Here is a 20,990-nt window from a genome sequence, read left to right as displayed (position 1 = left end):
GCGCTCGCCATGAGCGGCCAAGATCCAAGGAGACAACATGCAAGTGATAGCGCCTATTGCGCAGGCTGCGCGCTGCGCCGCCATCCATCCCCTGGCCACCGCGGTAGCAATCCACACCCGGGGAGGGCGCCATGTCTGAGCCCTCCGTTTTGCTGGAAGTCGCCGATGGCGTGGCCCTGGTCACGCTCAACCGCCCACCGGTCAATGCCCTCAACCGGGCGATGCGGCGCGAGCTGGTGGCGATTTTTGATGCGATCTCCGAACGCGACGATGTGCGCTGCGCGGTGCTGACCGGTTCCGGCTCGGTGTTCTGCGCCGGCGCCGATCTGAAGGACCGGCCCAATGCCGAGGTGGCCGGTGACTTTCTGGAGCACAACCGCGTCACCCGCGAAACCGGCAATGCGATCAAGGAATGCGCCAAGCCGGTGATTGCGGCGGTGAACGGCACGGCTCTGGGCGCAGGCATGGGCCTGGCTGCGGCCTGCGACATTCTCTATGCCTCGTCGAACGCGAGCTTTGGCATGCCCGAGATCAATGTGGGCCTGGCGGGCGGGGCCTCGATGCTCAAGACCTTGCTGGGACGCTCGACGATGCGCCGCATGTTTTTTACCGGCCAGCGCCTGACGGCCCAGGAGATGCTGCAGCGCAATGTGGTCGAAGAAGTGCTGGCGCCCGAAGCGCTGCTGCCCAAGGCCATGGAGATGGCGCGCGAGATTGCGTCCAAGGCACCGCTGGCGGTGATCTATGCCAAACGCGCCGCCAATATGGTGGACCTGATGCCCCAGCGCGATGCCTACCGTTTTGAGCAGGAGTTCACGATGGCGCTGGCCAAGACCGAAGACGCCAAGGAAGCGCGCATGGCCTTCCTGGAAAAGCGCGCCCCCGTTTTCAAAGGACGCTGAGCATGCTGCAGACAACCCGCCTGCAGCCCGGTGCAGGTCTTGATCCGTTTTTCAATGCACGCGCGATCGCCATCATTGGTGCCTCTGACGACCCCACCAAGATTGGTGGGCGGCCGCTGCATCTGCTCCAAAAGCATGGTTATGCCGGCGCGGTGTTCCCCATCAACCCCAAGGGCGGCAGCATCCAGTCGCTGCCCGCTTACACCAGCGTGCGCGATGTGCCGCAGGTGCCCGAGCTGGCCATCATCGCGGTGCCGGCAGCGATGGCGCCCGCTGCGCTGCGCGACTGCGCAGACAAAGGCGTGCAGGCAGCGATTGTGCTGTCGTCCGGATTCATAGAAGCGGGCGAGGAGGGCGCTGCGCTGCAGCGGCAGCTGAGCCAGATTGCGCGGGAGCGCCAGATCCGCGTGCTGGGGCCCAACTGCCTGGGCGCGGTGGGGATCGAGGCGCGGGTGATTGGCTCGTTCTCGGTGGCGCTGGAAGACAAGCTGCCAGCCGCCGGCCAGGTGGGCATCGTCTCGCAGTCGGGCAACCTGGGCAGCTTCACGATGCAATCGGTGGTGCGCCGGGGCTTGGGCATCAGCCGCTTCATGGCGACCGGCAACGAGGCCGATGTGGACATTGCCGACGGCATTGCCGCGCTGGCCGGCGACCGCCAGACCCGCATCATCCTGTGCTGCATGGAAACCTGCCGTGATGGCAGCAAGCTGCTGCAGGCGCTGGACGCGGCGCGCGCCGCCGGCAAGGTGGTGGTGGTGCTCAAGATTGGCGCGACCGAGCAAGGCCAGGCGGCCGCCGCCTCGCACACCGGCGCGCTGACGGGGTCCAACGCCGTGATCGAAGCGGCGCTGACCCGCGCGGGGGCGCTGACGGTGCAGTCGATCGAAGACATGGTGGAGCTGACGGCCGCGCTGTCCGTGCTGCCCCAGGCGCTGCTGCCGCGCAACCGGGGTGTGACCCTGGTGGCAGCATCGGGCGGCTTTGGCGTGATGATGGCCGATGCCATGGTTCAGGCCGGCCTGGACCTGCCCGAGCTGTCGGATGCGACGCGTGCCCGTATCCAGGAAGCGGTGCCGGTGGCCGGCACCCGCAACCCGGTCGATGCGACGGCGCAGATGTCCAGCCGGCCCGATATCTTGTACAAGCTGCTGACGGCCTTGCTGGAAGACGCATCGCGCAGCACCCTGGTGCTGCTGCTGTCGTTGTCCTTGCACAACCCGCGTTTGAGCGGCGTGTACCAGGAGGCACTGGCGCAGATCCGGCGCGACTACCCCGAGCGCCTGATCGTGCTGATTGGCCAGGGCCCGGCCGAGGTGACCGAGCGCATTGCCAACGCGGGCATTGCGATCTTCCCGACCATTGATGCGGCAGCCCGTGGCCTGGCAGGACTGGTGCGCCTGGGCCAGACGCTGGGCCAGCCGCCAGCTGCGCCCGCTGCCGCGCAGCACTGGGAGGCGCTGGATGCCCAGGTCTTCCGCAACGAGTTCCATGCCAAGGCCTTTTTGGCGCGGGCCGGTGTGCCGGTGACGCAGGAGCAGGTGGTGCAGTCCGCCGATGCGGCGGTGGCAGCGGCTGAGCAGATCGGTTTTCCGGTGGTGTTCAAGATCGTCTCGCCCGACATTGCCCACAAGACCGAGGTCGGCGGCGTGGAGCTCAACATCCGCAGCGCCGCGCAGGCCCGCACGGCCTATGCACAGCTGCTGGCCCGGGTCGCAGAGCGCGCAGCGCAGGCGCAGATCGATGGCGTGCTGGTCGCCCCGATGGTGGGTGGCGGTGTGGAGATGATCACCGGCGTTTCACACGACGCGGCCTTTGGCCCGGTGGTGATGGTGGGCATGGGCGGCATCTATGCCGAGGTGCTCAAGGACGTGGCGGTGCAGGTGGCGCCGGTGACGCAGGCCGAGGCGCTGCAGATGATTGCGTCGCTCAAGCTCTACCCGCTGCTGCAAGGGGTGCGCGGCCAGCCCGCTGCCGATGTGCAGGCCATGGCCGCCACGGTGGCGCGCCTGTCGGAGCTGGCGCTGGCCTATGCCGGCGAGATCGCCGAGATCGACCTGAACCCGGTGCTGGTCCAGCCTGCCGGCGAGGGCGTGATTGCGGTCGATGCGCTGATGGTGGCGGCCCCGCCGCAGGCCTGATGCGCAGCGCCATGCAGACTTTGATCGGAACTATGCGATGAAACAGGAAGAGAATTTCGCCCGCCCCGATGCCGCATCGGGCCCGGGTGCCTACCGGCAATATGCGCGTGACTGGCTGCACAGCCATTTGCCCGCCCACATGCGCGCCGACAGCGTGGACTACCGCACGCCCAGCCTGGACGAGTGCCGCGATTGGGAAGCGCGCATGTACCAGGCGGGCCTGGCCGGCATGACCTGGCCGACCGCGTACGGCGGCCATGGCCTGAGCCTGCGCGAGCACCTGGCGGTGAACAAGGAAGTGGGCGCGCTGGCCATGCCCGAGAGCGTCAGCTCAATTGGTAAGGAGCTGGCCGGTCCCATCATCATGGCCGTGGGCACCGAGGCGCAAAAGCAGGCCTTTCTGCCCGCCATTTTGGAGATGCGCGAGTACTGGTGCCAGGGCTTTTCCGAGCCCGAGGCCGGGTCGGACCTCGCGCGGCTGCGCACCAAGGCCACGCCCGATGGCGATGACTGGCTCATCCAGGGCCAGAAGATCTGGACCAGCGGCGCGGCCAAGGCCCATTACTGCCTGCTGCTGACCCGCACCGGTACGGTGGCCGACAAGCACCGGGGCCTGCTGATGTTTGCGGTACCGATGGACACGCCCGGCATTCGCGTGGTGCCGATCCGCTCCATCGACAACAAGCAGTCGTTTGCCGAGGTGTTTTTTGACCAGGTGCGCGTGCCCGATTCGGCCCGCCTGGGCGCTGCCGATGAAGGCTGGAGTGCGGCGATTCGGGTGCTGTCGATCGAGCGCGCCACCAACCGCATGTACCGCGCCTGGCGCTTTGCGTGCGAGCTGCGCCAGCTGGTGCGGGCCTACCAGTCCGAGCCCGCGCTGCGCGCTCGCTTGCAAGAGCCCGGCCTGCGCCAGGCCATCGGCCAGGTGGCGAGCCAGATTGACGGGCTCAAGGGCCTGGTCGAGCGCAGTGTGGAGCAGCTGCAGGCCGGTGAGCCCATTGGTGCGCGCGGCTCGCTCACCAAGCTGTACTGGTCTGAATGCCACCAGGCCTTTGCGTCGCTGGCGCTGGCGATGGTGGCCGATATCCACCCTGGCCACAGCGCGCTGGCGCAGCGCGCCAAGGCCCATTTCACGCAGGCCTATCTGTTCTCGCGCGCCGAGAGCATCTACGCCGGAACCACCGAAGTGCAGCTGGATGTCATTGCCCAGCGCATTCAACAGCTGACCAAGGACTAAAGGGATGACGATGCAAACTGAAGAGCTGCACCCCGAGGAGTTTGGGCAGGCGGCGCAGGCGGTCATCGCGGCGCTGCAAGGGCAAGGCCCGGCCGAGGCGGCCACCGCCATGGCCGATGCCGGCCTGTTTGGCATCTGCGCCGATGAAGCGCAGGGCGGCCTGGGCCTGCCGCTGGCATTTGCGATGCCGGTGGTGCGGGTGGCAGGGCAGATGCAACTGTCCTACCCCCTGCCCGAGCAGATTGCCGCCAGCAAGGCGCTGCAAGGCACGGATGTGGGCGGCGAGCTGCTGCGCGGCGAGAAATCGCTGTGCGTGGTGATGGCCGCGCAGGCCGCTGGCGATTGGAGTGGGGTGGCGCGCAATGGCCTGCAGGCCGACTATGCGCTGGTGCAGACCGATGCCGGTTTTGCGCTCTACGACAAGGCGGACTTGCGCTGCCAGGCCGAAGAAATGCTGGACCCGGAGGTGCCCCAGCTGTGGGTATCGGCCGCCGGTGCCACGCCGCTCTTGAGCCTGGACGCGCAGCAGTCGCAGGATTTTTGCGCCGATACCAAGCTGCTCTGGGCCGAGTATCTGAACGGGCTTTGCGCCGGCGCGCTGGAGCGCACTGCTGATTACCTGCAGGCGCGCGTGCAGTTTGGCCGGCCGCTGTCGGCCAAGCAGGCGGTGCGCCACCACCTGGCGCGCATGCGCCTGCTGCTGGAGGCATCGAGCGCCCAGGCCTGGCGCGCGCTGCGCCCCGATGAGTGGGGCAATCCCCGCCAGGCGGACAGCGCCTTGGCCGCTGCACTGAGCCAGGGCGCCTGGGTGCTGGAAAAGGCCATCCACTTACATGGCGGCATGGGCTTTACCTGGGAGCTGGGGCTGCACCGCAGCCTGCGTGAGCTCAAGAAGCTCGACGCCTGCCTGGGGGCGGGGGCTGTGATGCGCGCCGTGGGCGCTGACTTTATCGACCGTTGTGAGGTGACGCAATGACAGGCGCAATAGCAAGAGATATGGAAGGCCGCGTGGCCCTGGTCACCGGCGCAGGTGCCGGCATTGGCCGCGCCACAGCGCTGCAACTGGCCGCGCGCGGCGCCGTGGTGGCGGTCAATGACCTGAAGGAGGCGCTGGTCGAAGAGACGGTGGCTGCCATCACCGCCCAGGGCGGCCAGGCCTTTGGCGTGGTGAAGAACGTGGCCACGCGCGAAGAGATGACCGCCGCCGTGGACGAGGCCTATGCCCGCCACCAGCGGCTCGATATTTTGGTCAACAACGCCGCCTGGGTGCGCTACCAATCGGTGAGCGAGATCATGCCCGAGACGGTGGACCGCATGCTGGACATCGGCTTCAAGGCGGTGCTCTGGGGCATCCAGGCCGCCGCTGCCCGCATGGATGCCGAGCGCGGTGGCAGCATCATCAATGTGGCCTCGGTCGCGGCGCTGCGCTCGGCCGGCAGCTCGATGGTGTATTCGGGCATCAAGGCTGGTGTGCTGGGTATTACCCGAGCTGCGGCGGCGGAGCTGGGCGAGCGCTATATCCGCGTCAATGCGGTCTGCCCGTCTGCCGTACCGACCGAGGGCACCCAGCGCAACCGCAATGCCGAGCGCGATGCCGGCCGCGTGGCCAAGACACCGATGGGGCGCCTGGGCACGGTGGACGATATTGCCGGAACCATCTGCTTTTTGGCCAGCGATGCCTCGCAGTTCACCACCGCGCAGGCGCTGGTGGTGGATGGCGGCATTACCTTCACCAACATCTGAAGCCTATGCCCGCTGTCTTGATCACTGGTGCTGCCTCCGGCATTGGCCGCGCTGCCGCGCTGCAGTTTGCGCAGCAGGGCTGGGACTGCCTGCTGGCCGACATCAGCCCCGCGATTGCCGAGCTGCCCCAGCAGTGCCTGGCGCAAGGCGCGGCCAGTGCGCAGGCCTTTGCGCTGGATCTGACCGAAGCGCAGGCGCTGGTCCAGCTGGGCCGCCAACTGGCTGCGCTGCCAGCACTCGATGCGCTGGTCAACAACGCCGGTATCTCGGACAGCAGCGGCCGGCCGCTGGCCGAGCAGGCGCCCGCGCAGTGGCAGCGCCTGCTACGGCTGAACCTGCAGGCACCGCAGGCCTTGTTCGAGACCTGTCTGCCCCGTTTGAAGGCCGATGCGCGCCTTGTCAATGTGTCCTCCGGCGCGGGGCACAAGGCCATTCCCTGGCGCGGGCTCTACAGCCCCAGCAAGGCCGGTCTGATCGCCTGGTCGCAAAGCCTGGCGCGGCGCTACCCGCAGCTGAGCGTGACCACCTTGTGCCCCGGCTTTGTGCGCACCGAGCTGGTGCAGGGCCTGATGGATGCCGGGCGCCTGGCGTTGGCCGATGCTGTTGCCAAGATCCCGCTGGGCCGCTTGGCCGAGCCCGAAGAAATGGCCGCAGCGCTGGTGTTTTTGGCGCAGCCCCAGGCCCGGGTGCTGTCGGGCCAGGTCCTGTCGGTCGATGGCGGATCGGGCATTTACGGCGGCAGCAGCCGCTGCGCGCTGAGCACCGCCGTGCCCGCACCGTTGCAGACCCCGCTGCATCTGCAGCTGCAAGCGGGCAGCGATGCCGCAGGTGATAGCGCCTGTGATGGCGCCTGGTTGCAAGCGCTGCAGGCAGCGGACGGCGAGCAGGTAGCGGCAACGGCCGCGCCTTGCCAAGGCCTGGTCAGCACCCAGGCGCTGGCCCCTGCTGGTGGTGATCTTGTGGAAGCCGTGCTGAGCGCCGCCCAGCAGTTTGCAGCCACCCATGCGCGCGATGCCAGCCTGGTGCTCTTGCTGCCCGCGACTGCCCCCGAAGGCGTGCCCGCCTGGCAGCACCAGACGGCACTGGCTGCCGCACGCATGCTGGTGGCAACCCTGGCCTGTGAATGGGCCACACAAGGCTTGCGCATCAATGCACTGCTGCTGTCGCCCCAGCAGGCCCGTGGCCCAGCGGTGGCGCAGCTGCTGCCGCTGGTCCGTTTTCTGGCCGGGGCACAGGCGCAGTTTGTCACCGGACAGTGCCCCAATATCTCGGGCTCCGAGGAGAGCGCCCATGGCTGAACTGGACACCGCCGCCGTCGAGGCGCTGTACCGCCAGGAGCGCGGCTACTGGCGGCCCTGGAATGCCCAGCTGCTGGCGCGCCGCCCGGCGTTTTTGCAGGCCTATGCCCACTATGCCGGCTACCCGGCGCGCAGCGGGGCCTTAAGCGAGCGCATGGTGGAACTGGTCTATGTGGCACTCGACGCATCGGCCAGCCATTTGTTTGCCAGCGGCCTGAAGCTGCACATGCAAAAGGCGCTGGCCTGCGGCGCCAGTGATGACGACCTGCTCGATGTGCTGACCTTGGTTTGCCTGCAAGGCGCAGGCGCGACAGCGGCAGCGCTAGGGGAGGTGACCCAGGTGTATGGTCTGCCACCCAAGGCGGAGGCCACGGTGGACGGCCAGCAGCCAGACCTGTGGGCGCGGCTGCAGGCCATCGACCCGGCCTACTTTGGCCATCTGCAGGCGCTAGCCAGCACGGCCGAAAGCGGCAAGGGCCTGAGCGCCGGCGAGCGCTGCCTGATCACGGTTGCGCTGCATGCCTGCTTTACAGCGATGCAGCCCGAGGCCTTGCGCGCAGCCTTGCAGCAGGCCCAGGGCCTGGGCGTGGCGCGCGAAGCGGTGGTGCAGGTCATCCAGATGGGCGCGCACCTGGCGGTGCATGGCACGGCGCTGGGCATCACGGTGCTGGCTGAGCTCGACGCCGCATGACATCGAACGACAAGGAGACAAACATGAACCAGCTGCGTACCGAACGCCGCACCCTGCTGATGGCGGCCATGGCCGCCGCACTGCCTGCAGCCCTTCCTCTGGCACGGGCAGCCACGCCCTGGCCCAGCAAGCCGGTGCGCCTGGTGGTGACCAGCTCGCCCGGATCGGGCGGCGATGTGTTTGCCCGCTTGCTGGCGCCCGGCCTGCAGGCAGCTCTGGGCCAGCCCTTCTATGTGGAAAACAAGGTGGGCGCCAACGGCATCATCGCCAATGACTTTGTCGTCAAAAGCAGCGATGCGCACACGGTGCTGTTTGCGCCGTCATCAGCCATCGTGATCAACCCCTTTATCCAGCCCAAGCTGCCCTATGACACGCAACGCGATCTGCTGCCCGTCGGCCAGATCGGGCTGTCCGGTATTTTTCTGGTCGCCAACCCGGAGACCGGCATTGCATCCTTGCCCGATCTGGTGCGCTATGCCAAGGCCAACCCGGGCAAGCTGTCCTGCGGCTCCTGGGGCAATGGCTCGTCGGGCCATCTGGCGCTGGAGGGCCTCAAGGCCCATTACGGCATCGACATCCACCATGTGCCCTACAAGGCGCTGTCCACCGAGCTGTCCGACATCATCGGCAACAACATTGCCATGGGCTTTATGGATATCGCGTCACCCGTGCCGCATATCCGCAACGGCAAGCTGCTGGCAGTCGGCGTGACGGGCACGCAGCGCGCGCCGGCCACACCGCAGGTGCCCACCTTTACCGAGCAGGGCTTCAAGTTTGATGCCGACGGCTGGTATGGCGTGTTTTTGCCCGCCGGCAGCTCCAACCCCCAGATGGTGGAGCGCCTGAACCACGCCCTGGCGCAGGTGGCGCAAAGCGCCGATATCCGCAAAAAGTTTGAAGACCAGAACATGGCCCTGCCTGCCGTCAAACCGGCGGCAGAGTTTGCCCGCTCCATCCAGTCCGATATGAAGATCTGGGGTGGGCTGGCCAAGCTGGCCGATCTGAAGATGTCGTAACGAGCGCGCTGGCGGCTGCACCGGGCGCTACAAGCCCGGGCCGCTGCTCACAGCAAACCCAAGAACCAGGTGGTCGCCGCAAGGCCGGCCACCGGCAATCCACAGGAGACAAAAATGACCGATTCATGCGCAAGCTTCAACCGCCGGCAGATGCTGCTGGGCCTGCTGGCCGCAGCGGGCACCGGCACGGCCTGGGCCAATACGGCCTGGCCCAACAAGGCGATCCGGATGATCGTGCCGGGGCCAGCGGGCTCGGGCGGCGACATCTTTGCGCGCCTGCTGCTGCCTCCGCTGCAGTCGACGCTCAAGGAAAGCCTCTATGTCGAGAACAAGGCCGGTGCCAACGGCATCATCGGCAATGACCATGTGGCCAAGGCCCAGGCCGATGGCTATACCTTGCTGTTCTCGCCGTCGTCGTCGATTGCGATCAACCCCATCATCCAGCCCAAGATGCCCTATGACGCGATGCGCGACCTGGCACCGGTGGCGCAGGTGGGGGCTGCGGGCATTTTGCTGGTGGCCAACCCAGCCACTGGCCTCAAGACGCTGGCCGACATGGTGCAGTATGCCAAGGCCAACCCGGGCCGCCTGGCCTATGGTTCCTGGGGCAGCGGCTCGACGGGCCACCTGGTGATGGAGGGCATCAAGGCCCACTACGGCCTGGACATGCCCCATGTGCCCTACAAGGGCACTGCCGTGGAGCTGGGCGATCTGCTGGCCAACACGATTGGCGTGGGCTTTATGGACATTGCCTCGCCCATTCCCCATATCCGCAGCGGCAAGCTGCGTGCGCTGGGCGCCACCGGATCGGCGCGCGGCCCGGCGCTACAGGATGTGCCCACACTGACCGAGCAGGGCTACAGCTTTGATGCCGATGGCTGGTACGGCGTGTTTGCGCCCGCCAAGACGGACCCCAAGATCATCGACCGCATCAATGCCGATCTGGGCCAGGTGCTGGGCAGCGCCGAGATGAAGGCCAAGTTTGCCGAGCAGAACATGCTGATCCCTGCGCACAAGTCGGCCGCCGAGTTCAGCCAGGTCGTCAAGAACGACATGGCGCTGTGGCAGCAGCTGGCCAAGGTGGCCAAGCTCAAGGTCGATTGAGCGACGCCCCGGGGCAGGCAGCGGGGCTGAAGGCTCTTCAGCCCTGCCCCGGGACCCTCTGTGCCGTATTGGCACAGCCAACTCTTGCGATGGTATGGCGATTGCCCGGCAGACAGGCTGGGCAAGGGATCCTCTGCAAGACCCTCGCTAAGCGGGATGGGCGCGGATCGGGATGAGGCGCAAGGCGTCTTTCGCAGTCAATAGCCGTAGCTATTGACAAGGAAGACAACGCAGCGAACCGCCCGAGCCCGCATTCAGACCACGGCAGGGAGTCTTGCAGAGTATCCCTAAGGAGGTCTTATGTCGATCAGGATTTTTTGGCGCGCTACCGCGCTGGGGCTGGGCCTGGCTTGCTGCGCGGCCACTGCACCGGCCGCTGAGGTTCAGGCCGCTTTCCCCAACAAGCGCGTGACCATCGTGGTGCCTTATTCTGCCGGCGGGCTGACCGATACGCTGGCCCGGTCGCTGGCGGCGAAGCTGGCGACGCTCTGGGGCCGGCCGGTGGTGGTGGAGAACCGCGATGGCGCAGGCACCATCATCGGCACGAGCGCCGTGGCCCGTACGCCAGCCGATGGCTACACGCTGCTGTTCACCAGCTATGCCTACACCTCCAACCCGGTGCTGCGCCGGCAGCTGCCCTATGGGCCCGACGCTTTCCGGCCTGTGGGCCTGCTGGGCTCCAGCCACAATGTGCTGCTGGTCACCAACCGCTTGCGTGGCCAGTCGCTGCAAAACCTGATCGACCGCGCCAAGGCCGAGCCGGGCAGCTTCAAGCTGGCCTCGTCCGGACCAGGGTCGAGCCCGCACCTGGCGGCCGAGCTGTTTGCGACCAAGGCGGGCATCCGCTTTACCCATGTACCCTACAAGGGCCAGGGGCCGTCGATGACCGATCTGATGGCGGGCGTCGTCGATGGCATGTTTGACGGCATGTCGTCGTACGCGCTGGTCAAGTCGGGCAAGGTGGCAGCCGTGGCCATCGCTGCCGAGCAGCGCCACCCCGGCGCGCCCGAGATCCCGACCTTCAAGGAGCTGGGCATGGATTTTGTCAGTGGCAGCTGGTTTGGCATGCTGGCGCCGGCTGCAACGCCCGATGCGGTGGTGCGGCAGATCAATGCCGACCTGCACCGCGCCCTTGAAGACCCTGCCGTGCGCGCCCAGATTGCCAAGACCGGCTTGCTGGTGTCGCTGTCCAGGCCCGAGGCCTTTGGCCAGTTTCTGCAGGCCGAAACCCGCAAGCTGCAGGCGCTCCTCCAGAGCGGCGTGCGCATTGATCTGGATTGAGCCGGGGCGGGTGGGGGGCCTGACGCATAATGGGCTTTTTGCCACCTGTCTGGATTGCCCATGCCCTACGCCCGCCATACCCTCGCTGCCGGATTGCTCGCGGCAGCGTCTTTGCTGAGCGCACCGGCCTGGGCCATCAACAAATGCGTCGATGCCCAGGGCCGCACCAGCTTTCAGGATGAGCCCTGCGCAGCCGGGCAGAAGGCCGAGGCGATCACCGTGACGCCCTCCAGCCAGGGCATCAACCCGCGCGAGCATGACCGCCCGGTGACCAGCCGTCCAACGGATAACCCACCGCCGTCCGTACCAGCAGCTGCACCCGCCGATGCGCCAGAACCCCGCCCGGCCGATTGCCCCGACCCGGAGCGCATGAAGAGCATGCAGATCGAGGCCGAATCGATTGCGCTGCCGCTGCCGATCCGCAAGCAAAAGCGGGCGTCGTTTGAAGCGCTGAAAGAGCGCTGCGGCGGCTAAAGACCCCCTCTCAGCAAAACGCCCGCGATTGCGGGCGTTTTTGTTTACACGGCCATCGGCGCCGTCAACGGCGCATGGTGCTGGTAGCCTTCCAGCCAGAAGTCCGAAGGCTCCACCTTCTCCAGCCACTCCGGCTCGTATTGGCCGGTCACCGCATAGTCGGGGATGCGGTCCGACAGCACCAGCTGGGGCGACTCAAAAGGCTCGCGCTTGAGCTGCTCTTGCAGCATGTCCAGGTGGTTCTCGTAGATGTGGGCATCACCGATGAAATAGGTAAACCAGCGCGGGGTGTAGCCACTCAGGCGCCCCATCAGGTGCAGCAGCGCGGCGCCTTCGGTGAGGTTGAAGGGGGTGCCCAGGCCCACATCATTGCTGCGGATGTACAGGCACAGCGAGATCTCCCGCTTGCTCTGGTCAACCAGGAACTGGTAGAGCAGGTGGCAGGGCGGCAGGGCCATTTCTTCGAGCTGGGCCCAGTTCCAGCCGTGGAAGAGAATGCGGCGGCTGCCCGGGTCGGTCATGATGGTGTCCAGGCACTGGCGCAGCTGGTCGATGGCCTTGTAGAGCACGATCTGGCGCTTGCCGTCTTCGGCCACTTCCCCGATCTGGGTGTAGCCCTTGGCCAGCGCGTCGGCCACCTGGGCGGCGCCTTGGGGCTGGGCCTGGTCGATCAGCTTGTAGGCCGGCCATTGGCGCCATTGCACGCCGTAGACGGGGCCCAGGTCGTCGGCCTCCAGGCGGTAGGGGTTGGCCAGCCAGGCCTGGTTTTCATTGGCGTTCTGGTCCCAGACCTTGCAGCCCAACGCGCGGAAATCGGCAGCGCTGCGCGCCGCACGCAGAAAACCCACCATCTCGCCGATGGCCGATTTGAAGGCCAGCTTCTTCGTGGTGACAGCCGGAAAGCCTTGCTGCAGATCAAACTTGAGCATGGCGCCGGGCATGCTGAGCGTGCGGATGCCTGTGCGGTTGGACTGCCAGGAGCCTTGGTCCAGAATGCTCTGGACGAGTTGGAGGTATTGCTTCATGTTCTTCTGGCCTGATCGAGAGTGGGGCCTGGCCGCCCCTGGAGCGCCGAGGCGCTGCCTGGCCCGGTGCGATATGGGCGCACTGCGAGGGCGGGGCTGGGGGCAAGGCCCAAAGGGCCTACTGTACGATGCCTGCGTTTTTTGCGTAGGCCGTAAGGATAAGCCCACGTGGGTGATGGCGGCGGCCGCCCTTGCGGCCCAAAAATTGGTGTAGGGTGTCGGCTTTGGCGCCCGGGCCCACCGGGGCCGGCGGTGCATGGCCGTGGCAAGCACAGGTGGGCAGCGGGACATCGACAGTTTGCCTGGCGCAGGAGAGGGCGCGGCAAACGCACCAAGGACACCTGACTATGTGGATGATGACGAAAAAATGGGGCCTAGCCCTGGGCGCTGCTGCGGCGCTGGCACTGGCGGGTTGCCAGACCACGCCCGCTGGCGGCAACCCCAGCGGCCAGCAGGCCTGGAACCAGCTGCAGGCCCAGGTGGGCCAGTACCCGCAGGATGCCGCTTTCTTGCAGCAAGGCGTGATGGCTGCGCGCATGCAGCACCTGCTGGGCGAGCACCGCGCCGCCTTCATGCAGAACCTGCAGGTGAGCGGGCCGCTGAGCAAACAGGGCTCCGTTTACTACATCACCGGCAACCGCCAGCACGATGGTGGCCACAATGCCGCCGCCGTGGCGCTGGATGCCAAGAGCAACACCATGCGCATCTGGTGGCTGCAGGACGGCCAGCCGCGTGTGGTGCAGGACCCGGGCGCAGCGTTTTCCTGGCCCAAGGATGTGAACCAGATGATCAGCAACGCGGTGGGCACGCCGGCGTCGTGATGCTTCCATAAACAAAACAGGGCGGCACCTCTGCGAGGGCCGCCCTGTTTTGTTTTGGCGCTGGGTTTTAGGAGCTGCTAACACGACCCAGCAAACCGAAGGTTTGCGGTTGAGACGAGGCGTCAAGCTGCAGGCAGTACAGTAGTACGACAAGGCTTGGCGCGGCCGGCGAGGCAACGACGTATCAAGGGTTGTGCTAGTAGCTCTAAGCGCGTGTGATCATGGCATGCGGGTTCATAATGTTCTGCGGGTCCAGCGCAGCCTTCACCGCCCGCATCATCGACAGGGCCACCGGCGACTGGTACTGCGGCAAGGTGTCTACCTTGAGCGTGCCAATGCCGTGCTCGGCCGAGATGGAGCCGCCAAAGGCGGCCACTGCGTCATAGACGATGTGGTTGACCTCGTGCTCGCGCTCGTCGAGAAATTGCTTGGCGTCTCCGCCCTCGGGTGCCTGCACATTGAAGTGCAGATTGCCGTCGCCCAGGTGGCCGAAATTGACCAGGCGCATGCCCGGCACCTTGTCGTTCAGCACCTGGGTGGCATGCTCGACAAACTCCGGGATGCGCGAGATGGGCACGGAGATGTCGTGCTTGATGTTGAGGCCTTCCTCGACCTGGGCGAGCGGAATGCTCTCGCGGATATGCCAGAGGTTGTGGGCCTGGCCCAGGTTCTCGGCGACCACGGCATCGAGCACGATCTCTTGCTCGAATGCCGCTTCCATCAAGGCTTCAAAGCGGCTGCGGGCATGCTCTTCCGATTCGCTGTCGGAGTTCTCCAGCACCACGGCATAGGGGAAGGCGGGGTTGTCGATAAAGGGCACGCGCAGCTGGGGCATGTGCTTGTCGACCAGGGTGAGCGCAAAGCGGTTCATCACCTCAAAGCCGGTCAGACCCGCGCCCAGGTACTGGTGCGCCAGCGCCAGCAGGCGCACGGCAGCATCGAACGACGGCAGCGCCGCCCAGGCGGTGAGCTGGCTCGCGGGCAAGGGGTAGATCTTCATCGTCGCTGCCGTGATCACGCCCAGGGTGCCTTCGCTGCCGATGAAGAGGTTGCGCAGGTCGTAGCCGGTGTTGTCCTTGCGCAGGCCCTTGAGGCCGTTCCAGATCTCGCCCTGGGCGTTGACCACTTCGAGGCCCAGGCACAGCTCGCGCGTATTGCCATAGCGCACCACCTGGGTGCCGCCGGCATTGGTGCCCAGGTTGCCGCCAATGGTGCAGCTGCCTTCGGCCGCCAGCGATAGCGGGAACAGATAGCCCTGGCTCTCGCAGCGCTCCTGCAGGGTCTGCAGGATGCAGCCGGCCTCGACGGTGACGGTCAGGTTGTCCTTGTCGATCGCGCGGATCGCCTGCATGCGCCCCAGGTTCAGCACCACCTGCTGGCCCGAGGTATCAGGCGTGGAGCCCACGACCAGGCCGGTGTTGCCGCCCTGGGGCACGATGGAGGTGCCGTTGGCCGCGCAGGCCTTGACGACGGCGGCCACTTGCTCGGTCGTGGCGGGGCGCACCACCGCCAGCGCCTTGCCGTGGACGCGGCGGCGCCAGTCCTGCTCATAGGCCGTCAGGTCGCCCTCGGTAAGCACATGGGCATCGCCCACAATCTGGCGCAAGCTCGCAATCAGGTCGGTCATCGGAAGTCTCAGCAAATAAAAAGAAATCGGTTCTAGGAAGCGGCTGCGGGCTGGGCGGCCGGGGATGCGGCGCGCAGGCGGCCCCGGATATGCAGCACGCAGGCGGCAAACAGCAGCAGGCACAGTGCGATCTCGGCCAGCGCGCACCAGCGGCTGGGCGGCGCATCACCCCAGGCGCGCACCACGCCCTCAATAAAATACAGCCACACCAGAAGGCTCAGCCAGCGGTAGGTATACATGCGGCGCTTGAGCAGGCCGGCGAGCGGAATGCACAGCGGCAAGGCCTTGAGCACCAGCCAGGAGCCGCCCGGCCGCAGCGGGGCCAGCCACAGCTCCCAGGCCAGGCACAACAGCACCAGGCCCAGCAGGGCCGCCACGGCCAGCCAGCGCGAAAACTGCGCCGCTGCCCTGGCCGGGGCAGGCGTTACCAAATCAGGCAGATTTGCGGCGGGTTCAGGGGTCGATGCAGGCATGGAAATGGCATCATATCGGTATGTACGTCAGTGATGAGAAAAACGCAGCATCTTTGCAGGTGCAACCGCGCCAGGGATGGGCTTTGTGGTGGCAGCAATTTGCTGCGTTTCCCTGGCGCAATACCGTCAATACCTTGCGCACGCGCTTTGGCGAGGACCGCCTGGGCCTGACGGCCAGCAGCCTGACCTTTACCACCATGCTGGCACTGGTGCCATTCTTCACGGTGGCGTTGGCGCTGCTCACCGCTTTCCCGATGTTTGCCACGGTCGAGGCGCAACTGCAGCGCTGGCTGATCGAGAGCCTGATCCCCAGCACCATCGCCAGCCAGGTGCTGGGCTACATCACGCAGTTTGCCTCCAAGGCCAGCCGCCTGGGCCTGGCGGGCCTGAGCTTTTTGCTGGTGACGGCGCTGGCGCTGATATTGACGATGGACCGCACGCTCAACAACATCTGGCGCGTGCGCCAGCTGCGGCCACTGGGCCAGCGGGTGCTGATCTACTGGGCGGCCATGTCGCTGGGCCCGCTGGTGCTGGCCTCCAGCCTGGTGCTGACCTCGTCGGTGGTGGCCGCTTCGCGCAGCGCGATGGGCGAGCTGCCCTACCTCATTCGCCTGGCCTTTGATTCGCTGGAGTTTGTGCTGCTGGCATCGGGTGTGACCGCCATGTACCGCTATGTGCCCAACACCCATGTGCGCTGGCGCGATGCACTGGCCGGCGGGCTGTTTGTGGCCGTGGGCATCGAGGTGGCCAAGAAGGTGCTGACCCTGTACCTCGTGCATGTGCCGACCTATTCGACGATCTACGGCACCTTTGCCACCTTGCCGATCTTGCTGATCTGGATCTATGTGGCCTGGGTGATTGTGCTGCTGGGCGCCGTGGTGGCCGCCTACCTGCCCAGCCTGCTGGCCGGCGTGGCGCGGCTGCCGCTGGCGCAGAGCTGGGATTTTCAGCTGGCGCTCGAATGCCTACGCGCGCTCAACCTGATGCGCTACCAGCCCGAGAAGGGCCTCTACCTGCACCAGCTTGCCACCCGAATGCAGGTGGAGGATGTGCAGCTGCACCGCGCGCTCGATGTGCTGTGCCAGCTCGACTGGGTGGGCGCCGTCGTCGATGTGGATGAGCGCCGGACCAGCACGGGAGCCACCGAGAGCCAGCATGACATGCGCTATGTGCTGCTGATCGAGCCCGCGCAGACCCTGGCTGCGCCGCTGGTCAGTGCACTGATGCTGGACCGCAACGAGGCCACCGAGCCCTTGTGGTGGCACAGCGGTCTCGACCAGATCGCGCTCATTGCACTGCTGGAGCGCCGCCAGTGGCTGCCGGAGGAGGTGCCTGCGCAAGAGGTGGAAGCAGTAGCGCAGGAGTTGGAGCCTGTGCTGGGTGATGAGACCCAAGCCCTGCAGCCCAAGGCTTGAGGGCAGTTTGATCGCTGAGAGGGGCTGCCCATCAGCGGCCTACCTGATGGCGATGCGCAGAGATCGCTGAAGCCGCTCAGTGGGCGGCGAAGCTTGCCTCATTGAAGGCCAGGCGCTGGCGCGCCAGCGCCACCATGTCGGCGGGGTAGCTGCTGTAGGCGGTCAGGGTGCTGTCGTCCAGCTCGTACAGCACCACCAGGGCGGCGACTTCCCAGGCCCAGCGCGGGTGGTGCTCGCCCATGCCAATGAGCCGGCCAATGGCGGCCAGCGCAGGGTGCAGCTGGCTGCTGTAGTTCTCGTCCAGATAGGCTTGCAAGGGCTCGGTGCCCAGCTCGGACTGCTCGAAGAAGGCGGTCAGATCGGCATAGGGCTTGGGACAGAAGACCTGGGCGGAGGCTTCGTCCTTTTCGCAGGCGACGGCGCTCAGGTAGTCGAGCAGGCAGTCACAGCGGTTGCCCAACAGACGCTCGACAATGCCGGGAATCAGCTCCTGGCGCTCGAGCAATACCGGCAGCGCCAGCAATTGCACGGCGGCCGGGTAGCTGTTGGAGGCGGGGTTGATGGGTTGGCGCGCTTGCGCCGGTGCTGCGGCATCGCTGCGCATGAAGACCGCATACTCATTGCACCAGTGCAGCACATGCTCGAACAGGCTTTCCATCGCGCGAGGCGGCAGCCCCCGGCTGTAGGCCAGATCCAACAGCGCCAGCGATTGCAGCGCCGCGCGGCACCAGCCAGCCCGGGCAGCGCGTTGGCTGTCGGCGTCCAGATCCTGCACATCCAGACCATAGTAGCCATGGCTGGAGAATTCATGCAGGCTTGACAACTGGTCCGCCCAGGTCTCTGCCCATCGCTCCAGGTCCATGTCCACGCGTGGCCGCAGCAGATGCCAGGGTTGCGCCTGGCAGTGTTGCAGCAAACAGGGAAGGGCCTTGTATTGCATAAGTCGTATGTATCGGGTCTGCAGTTTTTCAGGTGCAGCTGTCTGGGCCTCCATCGGCCTGGCAGATAGGCTAACGCATTTGATGCCCGCATTGCGGCATTTTTTGCGGTGGCTTACGCCTTCTTACGCCAGATACATACTTGATATTCTGCTATAAAAACAAAAGCAATATCGCAATTGCAAAGCTGATAGCGCGACGGATCGCTGCGGCAGGCCCTCAGGCGGGAAGCTGCGGCGCTGCGGCCTGTGCCTGCAGAAAATGGTGGATCGCAAACAGGGTCGCGTCGGGTGACTCGGTCATCTGGTTGTGGCCGCTGGGCACCATCTGGACCTGCACTTGCATGCCAGCGGTTTTGGCGGCGTCCACCAGGCTGCGCGCGGCGCGGGCAGGCGTCATCTGGTCTTGCTCGCCCAGCACAAACAGCACCGGGCAGGCGAGGGCGGCCATCGCAGCCTGGCCATTGCGGTAGCTGTCGCAGGCCACAAAGCCGGTGTGCAGCAGGTTGGTGTCGCCGTTGCTGGCCTGCACGCGGCGGGCCAGCGCCATGCCGGCACCAAATACCCAGCTGCCCGCGCCTGAGGGTGGGGCCAGGGTTGCGCGCGAGAAGGTCTGCACCATGGCAATCGCCTGGTCGGTAGCGCTGAGCGCTTGCTCGAGCAGAGCGGGGGCGACCTTCATCGGGTCGGCCGTGCCGACCAGCACCAGGTGGCTGATACGCGCGCCCAGGCGTGCGGCCGCTTCCATCGCTATCAGGCTGCCCCAGCTGTGGCCGATAAGGGCCGCCTGCTGCAGGCCTGCGGCATCGAGCAGCTGCGCGATGGTCTCGGCCGCTTCTTCCACCGTGCGCGGCGCGGCGCCGGCACTTTTGCAGTGGCCGGGCAGATCGATGGCCAGCACGTTCCAGCCATGGTTGGCCAGGTAGCGGCTTTGCAGCGCCCAGACGCTGTGGTCGCACAGCACGCCGTGGATAAAGATGGCAGTGGGCTGGTTCGCATCCAGCGCCTTGCCGCCGGTGTAGGCATACAGGTCGGCACCTTGTACTTGGATTTGCATGTCTGTGCTCCGATGGTGTGGCTGAGGCTAGATGTCGGCAATCAGGCGTTTGCCCAGGCTCACGGTCTGGTCGTTGGCATAGCCCAGGCTTTCGTAGAAGGCGATCACCGCCTCGTTGCCGGCGCGCACCTGCAAGTTGAGCTTGGGGCAGCCCAGCGCCGTGAGCTCGGCTTCGGCCCGCTGCATCAGCTGGCGCGCATGGCCCTGGCGCTGGTGCCGGGGGTGCACGGCCAGGTAGTTGATCCAGCCGCGGTGGCCGTCGTAGCCGACCATGATGCTGGCGATCACCGCGCCTTGTTCATCGACACCGACCCAGAACAACTCGGGCGAGACGCTCTGCTTGCGCGCAATGTCCTTGTGCGGGTCGTTCCAGGGGCGGGTCAGGCCGCAGTCGTTCCACAGCTGCACGACGGCAGGCGCATCTTGCGGTGCAAAGACACGGATTTCCATCATGCGGCCTTCTCTGCGGACTTGAGCGCGCGCTTCAAGTCATCGATCAGGTCGTCGGCGTCTTCCAGGCCGATGGACAGGCGGATCGTGCCCTGGCTGATGCCCGCTTGCGCCAAGGCGTCGTCGTGCATGCGGAAATGCGTGGTGCTGGCCGGGTGGATGACCAGCGAGCGGCAGTCGCCGACATTGGCCAGGTGGCTGAAGACCTTGAGCGTCTCGATGAACTTCTTGCCCTGGTTGCGGTTGCCGGCAATGTCAAAGCTGAACACAGAACCCGCGCCGCGCGGCAGCAGCTTTTGCGCCAGCGCGTAGGAGCTGTGGCTCTCCAGCATCGGGTGGCCCACGCGGCTGACCATCGGGTGGCTGGCAAGGAACTGCACCACTTTTTCGGTGTTGCGCATATGGCGCTCCATGCGCAGCGGCAAGGTCTCGATGCCTTGCAAGATCAGCCAGGCGCTGTGCGGGCTCATGCAGGCGCCAAAGTCGCGCAGGCCTTCGCGCCGCGCGCGCAGCAAGAAGGCGCCGGTGGTCGATTCCTCGCTGAACACCATGTTGTGAAAGCCGTCATAGGGCTCGGTCAGCTCGGGGAAGCGGCCCGACTTTTCCCAGTCAAAGCTGCCGCCGTCGACCACGATGCCGCCAATGACGGTGCCGTGGCCGGAGAGAAACTTGGTGGCCGAGTGGTAGACGATGTCGGCGCCATGCGCAAAGGGCTTGATGAGCCAGGGCGAGGTCAAGGTGGAGTCGACCAGCAAGGGCACGCCGGCCTCATGGGCGATGGCCGAGACGGTGGGGATGTCCAGCACATCGAGGCCGGGGTTGCCGACGGTCTCGCCAAAAAACAGCTTGGTGTTGGGCCGCACCGCAGCGCGCCAGCCGTCGATATCGCCGGGTTGGACAAAGGTGGTCTCGATGCCAAAGCGGGCCAGGGTGTAGTGCAGCAGGTTCTGGCTGCCGCCATAGAGCGCGGTGCTGGCAACGATATGGCTGCCCGCGCCCATCAAGGTGGCAACCGACAGGTGCAGCGCGGCCTGGCCGCTGGCCACCGCGATCGCGCCCACACCGCCTTCAAGTGCCGAGACGCGCTGCTCCAGCACCGCATTGGTGGGGTTGCTGATGCGGCTGTAGACATGGCCGGGCCGCTCCAGATTGAAGAGGCTGGCTGCGTGGTCGCTCGACTCGAAGACGAAGGAGGTGGTCAGGTGGATGGGGACGGCGCGAGCCCCGGTGGCCGGGTCCGGCTGGGCGCCAGCGTGCAGACTCAGGGTGTCAAAGCCGGGGTCGGTGTAACCGGGCATGGC

At 66.2% G+C, this 20,990-nt stretch carries 20 protein-coding genes; 13 read left to right on the top strand and 7 right to left on the bottom strand.

Features of this window, described 5'->3' with window-relative positions; all coding sequences use genetic code 11:
• The first annotated feature begins 131 nt into the window (after nt 1–131).
• The 11 genes from N4T19_RS07130 (at nt 132) to N4T19_RS07080 (ending at nt 11,884) form a co-directional block, all read left to right on the top strand.
• Complete coding sequence (locus tag N4T19_RS07130; protein ID WP_116924227.1) at nt 132–902, top strand: enoyl-CoA hydratase/isomerase family protein; 771 nt, start codon at nt 132–134, stop codon at nt 900–902.
• Nucleotides 903–904: 2 nt separating this feature from the next.
• Nucleotides 905–3,040, top strand: a complete 2,136-nt coding sequence (locus N4T19_RS07125; protein ID WP_260719746.1) for an acetate--CoA ligase family protein — start codon at nt 905–907, stop codon at nt 3,038–3,040.
• Between the two features lie 37 nt (nt 3,041–3,077).
• The gene (locus tag N4T19_RS07120) at nt 3,078–4,277 is read left to right on the top strand and encodes an acyl-CoA dehydrogenase family protein (RefSeq protein WP_116924225.1); all 1,200 of its coding nucleotides are present in this window, start codon (nt 3,078–3,080) and stop codon (nt 4,275–4,277) included.
• A gap of 4 nt (nt 4,278–4,281) precedes the next feature.
• Nucleotides 4,282–5,253, top strand: coding sequence for an acyl-CoA dehydrogenase family protein (locus N4T19_RS07115; protein WP_232539376.1), 972 nt, complete (start codon nt 4,282–4,284; stop codon nt 5,251–5,253).
• Nucleotides 5,250–6,020 carry an SDR family NAD(P)-dependent oxidoreductase gene (locus N4T19_RS07110; protein ID WP_232539375.1) on the top strand — a complete coding sequence of 257 codons (771 nt, stop codon included), beginning with the start codon at nt 5,250–5,252 and terminating at the stop codon, nt 6,018–6,020. The genes N4T19_RS07115 and N4T19_RS07110 overlap by 4 nt, the downstream gene beginning before the upstream one ends.
• 5 nt (nt 6,021–6,025) lie before the next feature.
• Entirely contained in the window at nt 6,026–7,318 is a 1,293-nt protein-coding gene (locus N4T19_RS07105) for an SDR family oxidoreductase (protein WP_260719745.1), read from the top strand.
• Nucleotides 7,311–8,009: a carboxymuconolactone decarboxylase family protein gene (locus N4T19_RS07100; RefSeq protein WP_116924222.1), complete on the top strand. Its 699-nt coding sequence runs from the start codon at nt 7,311–7,313 to the stop codon at nt 8,007–8,009. Before N4T19_RS07105 ends, N4T19_RS07100 begins: the two co-directional genes overlap by 8 nt.
• 23 nt (nt 8,010–8,032) lie before the next feature.
• Entirely contained in the window at nt 8,033–9,025 is a 993-nt protein-coding gene (locus N4T19_RS07095; RefSeq protein ID WP_116924484.1) for a Bug family tripartite tricarboxylate transporter substrate binding protein, read from the top strand.
• 114 nt (nt 9,026–9,139) lie between these two features.
• Nucleotides 9,140–10,129 (top strand): Bug family tripartite tricarboxylate transporter substrate binding protein, encoded by a 990-nt coding sequence (locus N4T19_RS07090; protein WP_116924221.1) that lies wholly within the window; start codon nt 9,140–9,142, stop codon nt 10,127–10,129.
• Nucleotides 10,130–10,429: 300 nt separating this feature from the next.
• Nucleotides 10,430–11,410, top strand: a complete 981-nt coding sequence (locus N4T19_RS07085; RefSeq protein ID WP_260719744.1) for a tripartite tricarboxylate transporter substrate binding protein — start codon at nt 10,430–10,432, stop codon at nt 11,408–11,410.
• Between the two features lie 60 nt (nt 11,411–11,470).
• Nucleotides 11,471–11,884 (top strand): DUF4124 domain-containing protein, encoded by a 414-nt coding sequence (locus N4T19_RS07080; protein WP_116924219.1) that lies wholly within the window; start codon nt 11,471–11,473, stop codon nt 11,882–11,884.
• A gap of 44 nt (nt 11,885–11,928) precedes the next feature.
• Here N4T19_RS07080 and N4T19_RS07075 read toward each other — a convergent pair whose 3' ends face one another.
• Nucleotides 11,929–12,909, bottom strand: coding sequence for a thymidylate synthase (locus N4T19_RS07075; protein ID WP_182342208.1), 981 nt, complete (start codon nt 12,907–12,909; stop codon nt 11,929–11,931).
• 347 nt (nt 12,910–13,256) lie between these two features.
• Between N4T19_RS07075 and N4T19_RS07070 the strand changes: the two genes are divergently transcribed.
• Entirely contained in the window at nt 13,257–13,730 is a 474-nt protein-coding gene (locus tag N4T19_RS07070; RefSeq protein ID WP_116924217.1) for a hypothetical protein, read from the top strand.
• A gap of 205 nt (nt 13,731–13,935) precedes the next feature.
• Here N4T19_RS07070 and N4T19_RS07065 read toward each other — a convergent pair whose 3' ends face one another.
• Both N4T19_RS07065 and N4T19_RS07060 read right to left on the bottom strand, forming a co-directional pair.
• Nucleotides 13,936–15,357: an FAD-binding oxidoreductase gene (locus N4T19_RS07065; RefSeq protein WP_182342203.1), complete on the bottom strand. Its 1,422-nt coding sequence runs from the start codon at nt 15,355–15,357 to the stop codon at nt 13,936–13,938.
• 32 nt (nt 15,358–15,389) lie between these two features.
• Entirely contained in the window at nt 15,390–15,830 is a 441-nt protein-coding gene (locus tag N4T19_RS07060; protein ID WP_260719743.1) for a DUF2069 domain-containing protein, read from the bottom strand.
• Nucleotides 15,831–15,850: 20 nt separating this feature from the next.
• Here N4T19_RS07060 and N4T19_RS07055 point away from each other — a divergent pair, with 20 nt between their 5' ends.
• The gene (locus N4T19_RS07055) at nt 15,851–17,245 is read left to right on the top strand and encodes a YihY family inner membrane protein (protein ID WP_260719742.1); all 1,395 of its coding nucleotides are present in this window, start codon (nt 15,851–15,853) and stop codon (nt 17,243–17,245) included.
• 76 nt (nt 17,246–17,321) lie between these two features.
• Here N4T19_RS07055 and N4T19_RS07050 read toward each other — a convergent pair whose 3' ends face one another.
• The 4 genes from N4T19_RS07050 to N4T19_RS07035 form a co-directional block, all read right to left on the bottom strand.
• Nucleotides 17,322–18,185, bottom strand: coding sequence for a PoNe immunity protein domain-containing protein (locus tag N4T19_RS07050; RefSeq protein ID WP_182342195.1), 864 nt, complete (start codon nt 18,183–18,185; stop codon nt 17,322–17,324).
• A 217-nt stretch (nt 18,186–18,402) separates the two neighbouring features.
• On the bottom strand, nt 18,403–19,239 hold the full coding sequence (locus N4T19_RS07045) for an alpha/beta fold hydrolase (protein WP_260719741.1): 837 nt from the start codon (nt 19,237–19,239) through the stop codon (nt 18,403–18,405).
• Nucleotides 19,240–19,266: 27 nt separating this feature from the next.
• Entirely contained in the window at nt 19,267–19,689 is a 423-nt protein-coding gene (locus N4T19_RS07040; RefSeq protein WP_260719740.1) for a GNAT family acetyltransferase, read from the bottom strand.
• On the bottom strand, nt 19,689–20,987 hold the full coding sequence (locus N4T19_RS07035; protein ID WP_116924211.1) for an O-acetylhomoserine aminocarboxypropyltransferase: 1,299 nt from the start codon (nt 20,985–20,987) through the stop codon (nt 19,689–19,691). Before N4T19_RS07035 ends, N4T19_RS07040 begins: the two co-directional genes overlap by 1 nt.
• Nucleotides 20,988–20,990: the final 3 nt, after the last annotated feature.

Origin of the sequence: Comamonas squillarum, assembly GCF_025309455.1 — a bacterium.
GTDB lineage: Bacteria > Pseudomonadota > Gammaproteobacteria > Burkholderiales > Burkholderiaceae_C > Comamonas > Comamonas squillarum.
This window is presented reverse-complemented; position numbering and strand designations above follow the sequence as displayed.

Excerpts from the sequence above, each read along its gene's own strand:
- N4T19_RS07130 (WP_116924227.1), top strand. The coding sequence starts at position 132 with ATGTCTGAGCCCTCCGTTTTGCTGGAAGTCGCCGATGGCGTGGCCCTG.
- N4T19_RS07125 (WP_260719746.1), top strand. The coding sequence starts at position 905 with ATGCTGCAGACAACCCGCCTGCAGCCCGGTGCAGGTCTTGATCCGTTT.
- N4T19_RS07120 (WP_116924225.1), top strand. The coding sequence starts at position 3,078 with ATGAAACAGGAAGAGAATTTCGCCCGCCCCGATGCCGCATCGGGCCCG.
- N4T19_RS07115 (WP_232539376.1), top strand. The coding sequence starts at position 4,282 with ATGACGATGCAAACTGAAGAGCTGCACCCCGAGGAGTTTGGGCAGGCG.
- N4T19_RS07110 (WP_232539375.1), top strand. The coding sequence starts at position 5,250 with ATGACAGGCGCAATAGCAAGAGATATGGAAGGCCGCGTGGCCCTGGTC.
- N4T19_RS07105 (WP_260719745.1), top strand. The coding sequence starts at position 6,026 with ATGCCCGCTGTCTTGATCACTGGTGCTGCCTCCGGCATTGGCCGCGCT.
- N4T19_RS07100 (WP_116924222.1), top strand. The coding sequence starts at position 7,311 with ATGGCTGAACTGGACACCGCCGCCGTCGAGGCGCTGTACCGCCAGGAG.
- N4T19_RS07095 (WP_116924484.1), top strand. The coding sequence starts at position 8,033 with ATGAACCAGCTGCGTACCGAACGCCGCACCCTGCTGATGGCGGCCATG.
- N4T19_RS07090 (WP_116924221.1), top strand. The coding sequence starts at position 9,140 with ATGACCGATTCATGCGCAAGCTTCAACCGCCGGCAGATGCTGCTGGGC.
- N4T19_RS07085 (WP_260719744.1), top strand. The coding sequence starts at position 10,430 with ATGTCGATCAGGATTTTTTGGCGCGCTACCGCGCTGGGGCTGGGCCTG.
- N4T19_RS07080 (WP_116924219.1), top strand. The coding sequence starts at position 11,471 with ATGCCCTACGCCCGCCATACCCTCGCTGCCGGATTGCTCGCGGCAGCG.
- N4T19_RS07075 (WP_182342208.1), bottom strand. The coding sequence starts at position 12,909 with ATGAAGCAATACCTCCAACTCGTCCAGAGCATTCTGGACCAAGGCTCC.
- N4T19_RS07070 (WP_116924217.1), top strand. The coding sequence starts at position 13,257 with ATGTGGATGATGACGAAAAAATGGGGCCTAGCCCTGGGCGCTGCTGCG.
- N4T19_RS07065 (WP_182342203.1), bottom strand. The coding sequence starts at position 15,357 with ATGACCGACCTGATTGCGAGCTTGCGCCAGATTGTGGGCGATGCCCAT.
- N4T19_RS07060 (WP_260719743.1), bottom strand. The coding sequence starts at position 15,830 with ATGCCTGCATCGACCCCTGAACCCGCCGCAAATCTGCCTGATTTGGTA.
- N4T19_RS07055 (WP_260719742.1), top strand. The coding sequence starts at position 15,851 with ATGTACGTCAGTGATGAGAAAAACGCAGCATCTTTGCAGGTGCAACCG.
- N4T19_RS07050 (WP_182342195.1), bottom strand. The coding sequence starts at position 18,185 with ATGCAATACAAGGCCCTTCCCTGTTTGCTGCAACACTGCCAGGCGCAA.
- N4T19_RS07045 (WP_260719741.1), bottom strand. The coding sequence starts at position 19,239 with ATGCAAATCCAAGTACAAGGTGCCGACCTGTATGCCTACACCGGCGGC.
- N4T19_RS07040 (WP_260719740.1), bottom strand. The coding sequence starts at position 19,689 with ATGGAAATCCGTGTCTTTGCACCGCAAGATGCGCCTGCCGTCGTGCAG.
- N4T19_RS07035 (WP_116924211.1), bottom strand. The coding sequence starts at position 20,987 with ATGCCCGGTTACACCGACCCCGGCTTTGACACCCTGAGTCTGCACGCT.